Below are 3,031 nucleotides of genomic sequence, written 5' to 3' on the forward strand. Positions count from 1 at the left end.
ATGTGGACGGGCACCTTGCTGTTGTTTGGTGGTCTGTCCATCATGCCCTTTGCCCTGCTGCTGCTGTCAGAACCAGAAAGCCCCAACCTGTGGGTGGGCCAGATCGGTGCATGCCTGGCCTTTGTGCTGGTGGGTGCGGGCATCCAGGTCACGCAAACTGCCGGCATGGCATTGGCCCACGACCTGGCCACCGACGACAAGCGCCCCCGTGTGGTCGCCTTGCTCTACAGCATGCTGCTGATCGGCATGATCGCCAGCAGCACGGTGTTTGGGCTGGTGCTCGATGACTTCACTCCACAAAAACTGATTCAGCTGGTGCAAGGCTGTGCCGTGCTGGTGGCGGTGATGAACCTGACCTCGCTGTGGAAGCAAGAGGCCAGGCAAGCCAAACGTGGTCGCCGCGCTGCAGGCGGTTTTGCCCACAGCTGGCGCGAACTGATGGCGCAACCCCAGATGCGTCGCTTCATGTGGACACTGGGTTTGGGCACCTTTGCCTTCAACATGCAAGACATCGTGTTGGAACCCTACGCCGCCGAGATTTTGCGGCTCGACGTGGGCATGACCAGTGCCCTCACCGCCCTGAGTTCAGGCGGTGCCTTGCTGGCCTTCATGGTCTCAGCCCGCTGGCTGTCGGGTGGGCTGCATGCCTGTCGCCTGGCCAGTCTGGGCGTGCTGTTGGGCTTGCCTGCTTTTGCGATGGTGATTTTTTCTGGCCCCCTCGAAGCGGCCTGGCTGTTCCGCTGCGGCGTGGGCCTGATCGGCTTCAGCGGCGGCCTGTTTTCAGTCGGCATGCTGGTCACGGCCATGGGCATGGCCCAGGACGGCAACCGACTGAGTGAGCTGGGCGGTCTGGTCATCGGCACCTGGGGCGCCGTGCAAGCCACCAGCGCCGGTGCGGCCATGGCGCTGGGCGGTGCACTGCGCGACGGTGTGTCGGTGCTGGCCATGTCGGGCGCCATGGGCGAGGCCCTGGTCACGCCCATCACGGCCTACAGCTTTGTCTACCACCTCGAAATTTATTTGTTGTTTGTCGTGCTGGTGGCCTTGGGCCCCATGTTGCGATCCAGCCGCCTGGCCGCCCGTGCAGCCAGCAGCAACCCACCCACCCCGTTTGGCCTGGCGCAACTGCCAAGCTGACGATTGACCATTTTTTTTGAAGGAGCACAGCCATGGAAACAGGCGCAATCACACAGTACATCGATGTGGCCCAAATCGTTTTGTACATGTTCTGGGCGTTCTTCGCGGGGCTGATTTATTACCTCTTGCGTGAAAACCACCGCGAAGGCTACCCGATGGACTCTGGCCGCGAAAACGGCCCCAAGATCGACGGCTGGCCACCCGTGCCCGAGCCCAAGGTCTTCAAGACACAAGATGGCCACACCTACCTCTCGCCCGATCTGGCCCGCCCTGATGGCGAATACAGCGGCCAGCCCACACACGGCTGGAACGGTGCGCCGCTTGAGCCTATAGGCGACCCGTTGCTGGCTGGCGTGGGGCCTGGCGCTTGGGCCATGCGCGCCGACACGCCCGACATGGACCCGCACGGCCACCCCAAGATCGTGCCCTTGCGCATCGCCACGGACCACTCGGTGGCCAAGCAGGATGTAGACCCCCGCGGCCTGCCCGTCTGGGGTGCTGACAAAGTGATCGCAGGCACCGTGTGCGAACTCTGGGTAGACCGCATGGAGATGCTGTTTCGCTACGCCGAAGTGCAACTGGCCGGCTCCGATAAACGCGTCTTGCTGCCCATGACCTTTGCGCGCATCAAAAAAGACGGCACGCACGTGCAAGCCATCCTCGGCCACCAGTTTGTCAACGTGCCCCAGACAAAATCGAATGAGCAGATCACCTTGCTCGAAGAAGAAAAAATCACCGCCTATTACGGTGCAGGCACCTTGTACGCGACACCTGAGCGCCAGGAACCCATCATATGAAAGCCACCCACGAACACGAATGGGAAGCCGCTCCCGGCTTGCCCAGCGCTTTGCCCAAGGGCGAGCGCATGGTCTGGCAAGGTGCGCCAGACTGGCGCAGCCTGGCCATCCACGCCTTTCATGTGCGCAAAGTGGCCCTTTACTTTGCCCTGATGCTGGCGGTGCAAGCCATCAACCTGACGGCGCCTGAAGGCGCTGTCGACTGGAAGCCGATGGTGGTGGCGGCCAGCTTTTATGCCCTGGCCTTGGCGCTGCTGTTGGGCACCGCCTGGTTGTCAGCGCGCAGCACGCTGTATACCCTGACCAACAAGCGGGTGGTGATGCGCATTGGCATCGTGCTGACGCTGACTTTCAACCTGCCCTTCAAACGCATCGCAGCCGCCTCCCTCAAGCCCCATGCACGTGGCATGGGTGACATCGCCCTGGCCCTGAACCCCGAAGACCGCATTGGCTGGGCGCACCTGTGGCCGCACCAGCGTGCCTGGCATATCAGCCAGCCCCAACCCACCTTGCGTTGTGTGCCCAATGGTGCGCAGGTGGGTGAACAACTGCTGAACTTGTGGCGCGCAGAACGCGCTGGGGAAAGCCTGCGCATGGCCGATGCATCCTCAGCGCCTGCTTCCCAAGCCCCTCACCAACAAGGCATGCTGGCATGAACACCTTGCCCAAGACACATTGGTCCACCCAGAACCAGCGCCTGAGCCTGAACCGCTCCATGGCCTGGATCGGCGTGCTGCTGCTGGCTCTGCTGGTGGCCATCGGTCTGGCCAGGTGGTCAGGGCTGGACCCCCGCAGCCCTGACGCCGCCGTGCAGTGGCAACGTGCCTTACAGTTTCGTGACCTGCCCGGTGGCGACATCGCCGTGCTCGACCAGAGCACAGGCCGGCAAGTGGCCAGCTTCACGGGTGAACAAGGCTTTTTGCGCAGCAGCTTACGCGCCCTGGCCAGAGAGCGCCACCGCGAAAAAATCAGTGGCGATGGCCCTTTTCTGTTGATTGGGCGCACCGATGGCCGCCTGACCCTGCTCGACCCCAGCACCCATCAACGCATTGACCTCGAATCGTTTGGTCCCAGCAATGCCGCCGTCTTTGCCAGCT

4 protein-coding genes are annotated in these 3,031 nt (G+C 62.7%); all 4 read left to right on the forward strand.

The window, feature by feature from the left end:
- The coding region (locus ACIQ3A_RS14700; protein WP_396432470.1) for an MFS transporter at window positions 1–1,137 on the forward strand (1,137 nt) is incomplete at its 5' end.
- 32 nt (window positions 1,138–1,169) lie between these two features.
- Window positions 1,170–1,934, forward strand: coding sequence for a photosynthetic reaction center subunit H (gene puhA / locus ACIQ3A_RS14705; protein ID WP_396432471.1), 765 nt, complete (start codon window positions 1,170–1,172; stop codon window positions 1,932–1,934).
- On the forward strand, window positions 1,931–2,590 hold the full coding sequence (gene puhB, locus ACIQ3A_RS14710; RefSeq protein ID WP_396432472.1) for a photosynthetic complex putative assembly protein PuhB: 660 nt from the start codon (window positions 1,931–1,933) through the stop codon (window positions 2,588–2,590). The genes puhA and puhB overlap by 4 nt, the downstream gene beginning before the upstream one ends.
- Window positions 2,587–3,031: photosynthetic complex assembly protein PuhC (gene puhC, locus ACIQ3A_RS14715; protein ID WP_396432473.1), on the forward strand; the 445-nt coding region annotated here is incomplete at its 3' end. The genes puhB and puhC, both read left to right, overlap by 4 nt.

The organism is Limnohabitans sp. (assembly GCF_044361985.1).
Classification (GTDB): domain Bacteria; phylum Pseudomonadota; class Gammaproteobacteria; order Burkholderiales; family Burkholderiaceae_C; genus Limnohabitans_A.